Source organism: Mesorhizobium sp. M7A.F.Ca.CA.002.15.2.1 (assembly GCF_003998715.1).
Lineage (GTDB): Bacteria > Pseudomonadota > Alphaproteobacteria > Rhizobiales > Rhizobiaceae > Mesorhizobium > Mesorhizobium ciceri.
Genome location: NZ_RZPI01000495.1, coordinates 1 through 4,353, shown reverse-complemented (window position 1 = coordinate 4,353; position 4,353 = coordinate 1). Strand labels below are relative to the sequence as shown.

Here is a 4,353-nt window from a genome sequence, read left to right as displayed (position 1 = left end):
GTGCTGCGCGCACCGCCGGACCTTTGTCGCCTAGCTTTTCCAGCGTGCCGGCGGCACCGCCGAACTGCACCACCAGCAGACGCCTCGACTGTTCCGACAATCTTTCCTGATGCCGTTGCAGTGGCGCCCGCCACGTCCTGACGCGGTCGGCCGCTTTGATCGGAATGGCTGGCTGCATGCGCGTCATTCCCGTCAGCGCCCTGCCGCCAAACCGCTCTTCGAGCGAGACGAGCCGTATAATGGTCTCGGTCAGGAGCAGGCCGAGATGCTCGACGATGGACTTCAGCCGAAACACCAGGCCGGTATCGATGACATCGTGGCTGGTTGCGCCGAGATGCACTTTGTCGCCATGCGGTTCGCCGACCGCCGCCCTGATCTGGCGTACCAGTTCCGGCACAATGACGCCGTCTTTGGCGACGGCAGCCCGCAGCAAGGCGGTGTCGGGCCGGAATGTGGCAAGTGCGGCCACGATCGCGGCGGCATCATCCTTGGTGATAATCCCGTTTTCAGCTTCCGCTTGCGCCAGCGCCCGCTCGAAGGCAAGCATCGCCTCGATTTCCGCCTCGATGGAAAAATGCCGGTTCGCCTCCTCGTCGCCGAGAAGAGCGGAGAGCAGTGGATGGTCGAAGGGCGATACGGTCATATCCTGCTCCTCCTGACCATCAGCTGTCGAAGAAGACCGTTTCCTTCTCCCGCTGGAGATGGATGTCGAAAACATAAATATCGCCGTTGCGCTCGGCGATCAGCGTCGGCACGCGGACGCGGTGCTCGATGCGCGCCAGGATCGCATCCCCGGCATTGGCCTTTTCCTCATCGGAAAAATACAGCCGTGTGTGCAGGCCGAGATTGATGCCGCGCGCGACGATCCAGAGGGTGATGTGCGGGGCCATCAGGCTTCCGTCCCTGAACGGCACGCGGCCCGGCTTGATCGTCTCGAACGTGCACAGACCGGTGTCCATGTCGGTCGGGCAACGGCCCCAGCCGAAAAAGTTCGGATCGGCCGCGCCGCGCAGTTCAGCCGGCGAATTGTAGAGCCCATCCGCATCTGCCTGCCAGATCTCGATCAGCGCATCCTTGAGCGGCGTGCCGGTACCGTCGAGCACCCGGATGCGCAGGCCGATGCGCTCCCCCTTGGTCTTGTCGTTGACCATGGTCGCACCAAGGTCGGTCGCATAGACGCCGCCGATGCCGCAGAAATTGGGCGTCAGCCCGATATGAACATAAGGTCCGGCGGTCTGCGAGGGGCTTTCCCTGAGCCGGTCGAGCGACTGGGCCATCAATTGCCCTCCAGCCTGTTTTCGAACAGCGACGCGCGGCGCCCGCGCAGCACGATGTCGAACTTGTAGGCGCGCGCGTCGAAGGGGATCGTCGCCTGCATGTCGAGCGTGGCGATCAGCGTTTCGACGGCGGCCTTGTCGGGGATGCCGCGCACGATCGGGCAGTGCCAGATCAGCGGATCACCCTCGAAATACATCTGCGTGATCAGCCGCTGCGCAAAGCCGTGGCCGAAGACCGAGAAATGGATGTGCGAGGGCCGCCAGTCGTTCGGCCCGTTCGGCCAGGGATAGGGGCCGGGCTTGACAGTGCGAAAGGCGTAGCCGCCATCCTCGCCTGTTATGGCGCGCCCGCAGCCGCCAAAGTTCGGGTCGAGCGGCGCCAGATAGCCGTCCTTCTTGTGGCGGTAGCGGCCGCCGGCATTGGCCTGCCAGAATTCGAGCAGCGCGCCGGGTACGCCAACGCCGCGTTCATCGAGCACCCGGCCATGGACGATGATGCGCTCGCCGAGCGCGCTCTCGCCGGGCCTGGCGAAATTGTGGATCAGGTCGGCGTCGAGTTTGCCGAGCATGGCGTGACCGAAGACCGGGCCTGCAATCTCCGACAGCGTGTTGTCGAACGGCAGCGGCGCCTTCTGCGGCGAGCGCAGCACGGAGGTCTTGTAATTCGGTGTCAGAACAGGTGGATGCCAGGTCCGGTCGCGCTGGAAGAAGGCGCCGGTCTCGGGCCTTCGGTTCGAGCCGGACTCAGCGGTCATTCTGGCTTCCGTCCATTTCCGAAAACACGTCCTTGGCAATTCTGAAGGCACGGTTGGCGGCCGGCACGCCGGCATAGATGGCGACATGCAGGAACGCCTCGCAGATATCGTCGCGCGAGGCACCGGTGTTGACGGTGGCGCGCACATGCATAGCAACCTCCTCATCATGGCCGAGTGCGGCCAGCAGCGCCAGCGTGACGATCGAACGCTCACGCCTGGTCAAGCCCGGCCGCGCCCACACGGTTCCCCAGGCGGCCTCGGTGATCAACTCCTGGAAAGGCTGGTCGAAATCGGTGGCGGCGACCTCGGCGCGGTCGACATGGCGGTCACCAAGCACCGAGCGCCGCACCGCGAGGCCGGTGCGATATCTGGTTGCGTTGCCGGGGACTTCATCCATGGGTTTCTGCTCCAGGGGCAAGCGACGCGATAAAGCCGCGGATCAGGGCGGTGAGCGCTTCAGGCTGTTCGACGCAAGGAATGTGTCCAGCGTCGCGGATGATTTCGAAGCGCGCGCCGGGGATCAGCGCGGCCAGCGAGCGGACGAGATCGGGAGGTGTCGAGCCATCCTGGTCGCCGGCGACGCAGAGCGTCGGCACCGCGATGCGGCGTGCAGCATCGGTGAAATCGGCATCGCGAACGGCCGCGCAAGTCCCTACGTAACCTGCAAGCGCTTGCCTCGTCATCATGTTCCAGTAACCGTCGAGCTCGGCCTGACGCGCCGCGTGGAAGGCGGGGGTGAACCACACTTTGAGCACGCCATCGGCAATCGCCTGGATGCCCTTGCTTTCGACGGTCGCGATGCGTGTGTTCCAGCTGTCTGTCGTGCCGATCTTGTGTGCCGTATCGCAAAGGATCAGGCCTTCGACGATTTCAGGCCGCCTGGCATAGAGCCCCTGCGCGATCATGCCGCCGACCGACAGGCCGCACAGCACGACCTTGCTCAAGCCGAAATGATCGATGAGCGCCGAGAGGTCATCGACGTGATCGTCGATCGACCTGATGTCGCCGATGTCGGACAGTCCGTGGCCGCGCTTGTCATACACCAGCAGCGGCATTTCACCATCGAACGTCGAGACAATTTCGTCCCAGATCCGGAAGTCGGTGCCGAGCGAATTGATGAATATGATTGGGCGCGCATTGCCGGTCGCCTTGATGTGGCGATGGTGCAGCGTGATGCCGCCGATGGTGACGAATGGCACGGTTTCGATCCTCCGCCCTCACATTGCACAAGGCGTTTGGTTCGGTAAAATGATATTTTTTGGCGTTTCATTAACTCAGGGGTTATCGAATCCATGTCCGAGAGCCGCATTCGGTTCCGTCACCTGCAGGCATTCCTGGAAGTTGCGCGGCAGGGGAGCGTGGCGCGAGCGGCTGACTTGCTGCATGTCAGCCCGCCGGCCGTGACCAAGACATTGCGCGAACTGGAAGAGGCGCTGGGGGTTGCGGTGGTGGAGCGCGACGGCCGCGGCATCCGACTGACGCGCATCGGCGAGATCTTCCTTCGCCACGCCGCCATGGCGATCACGGCGCTCAAGCAAGGCGTCGATTCCGTCCGCCAGGACGGAGCGGTCAACCGGCACCCGATCCGCATCGGCGCGCTGCCGACGGTGTCGGCGCGGGTGATGCCGCTTGCCATGAGCCTGTTCCTCAAAGAGAGCACCGGTGCGGCGATCAAGATCGTCACCGGCGAGAACGCGGTGCTGCTCGAACAGTTGCGCACCGGCGCGCTCGATCTCGTCGTCGGACGGTTGGCGGCGCCGGAGAACATGACCGGCTTCTTCTTCGAGCATCTCTACTCCGAACAGGTGCTGTTCGTGGTGCGGGCGCGACATCCGCTGCTTGAGCCCGGACAGGACGTGTTCGCGCGGCTCGACGAGTTCCCGGCGCTGATGCCGACACGGGAATCGGTCATCCGCCCTTTCGTCGACCGCCTGTTCATCACCAGCGGCATGACGGCGCCGGCAACCGAGATCGAAACCGTCTCGGACTCCTTCGGCCGCGCCTTCCTGCGGCAGAGCGATGCGGTTTGGATCATTTCGGCCGGTGTCGTCGCCAATGAACTCGGCAGTGGCGCCTTCGTCGCCCTGCCGGTCAACACCGAGGAAACCAAGGGACCGGTCGGCCTGACGATGCGGACCGACACGGCGCCCTCGCCGGCCTTCTCCATCCTGTTGCAGACCATCCGCGAAGCGGCGAGGCAAAGCAGTTGATGCGGCTCAGACTGGCGATCAGATCTCCCGCGAAGGCGTGAAGCGAACGCTTGCGGACCGCATGTGCCCGGGCGCCAGTACGATACAGCCGGCCTCGATGCCCGTGTCAGC

The 4,353-nt window shown here is 64.2% G+C and carries 6 protein-coding genes; 1 reads left to right on the top strand and 5 read right to left on the bottom strand.

Going from position 1 to position 4,353, the window contains the following annotated elements:
* The 5 genes from ENZ74_RS23530 to pcaD form a co-directional block, all read right to left on the bottom strand.
* A partial coding sequence (locus ENZ74_RS23530; RefSeq protein WP_245470991.1) for a lyase family protein occupies positions 1–643 on the bottom strand: 643 nt, incomplete at its 3' end.
* A gap of 19 nt (positions 644–662) precedes the next feature.
* Positions 663–1,277 (bottom strand): protocatechuate 3,4-dioxygenase subunit alpha, encoded by a 615-nt coding sequence (gene pcaG, locus ENZ74_RS23525; protein ID WP_063167582.1) that lies wholly within the window; start codon positions 1,275–1,277, stop codon positions 663–665.
* Complete coding sequence (gene pcaH, locus ENZ74_RS23520; RefSeq protein ID WP_013532962.1) at positions 1,277–2,032, bottom strand: protocatechuate 3,4-dioxygenase subunit beta; 756 nt, start codon at positions 2,030–2,032, stop codon at positions 1,277–1,279. Before pcaH ends, pcaG begins: the two co-directional genes overlap by 1 nt.
* Entirely contained in the window at positions 2,022–2,429 is a 408-nt protein-coding gene (pcaC, locus tag ENZ74_RS23515) for a 4-carboxymuconolactone decarboxylase (protein ID WP_013532963.1), read from the bottom strand. Before pcaC ends, pcaH begins: the two co-directional genes overlap by 11 nt.
* Positions 2,422–3,231: a 3-oxoadipate enol-lactonase gene (pcaD, locus tag ENZ74_RS23510; protein WP_063167581.1), complete on the bottom strand. Its 810-nt coding sequence runs from the start codon at positions 3,229–3,231 to the stop codon at positions 2,422–2,424. The genes pcaC and pcaD overlap by 8 nt, the downstream gene beginning before the upstream one ends.
* Before the next feature lie 93 nt (positions 3,232–3,324).
* Here pcaD and pcaQ point away from each other — a divergent pair, with 93 nt between their 5' ends.
* Positions 3,325–4,242 carry a pca operon transcription factor PcaQ gene (gene pcaQ / locus ENZ74_RS23505; RefSeq protein ID WP_063167580.1) on the top strand — a complete coding sequence of 306 codons (918 nt, stop codon included), beginning with the start codon at positions 3,325–3,327 and terminating at the stop codon, positions 4,240–4,242.
* Positions 4,243–4,353: the final 111 nt, after the last annotated feature.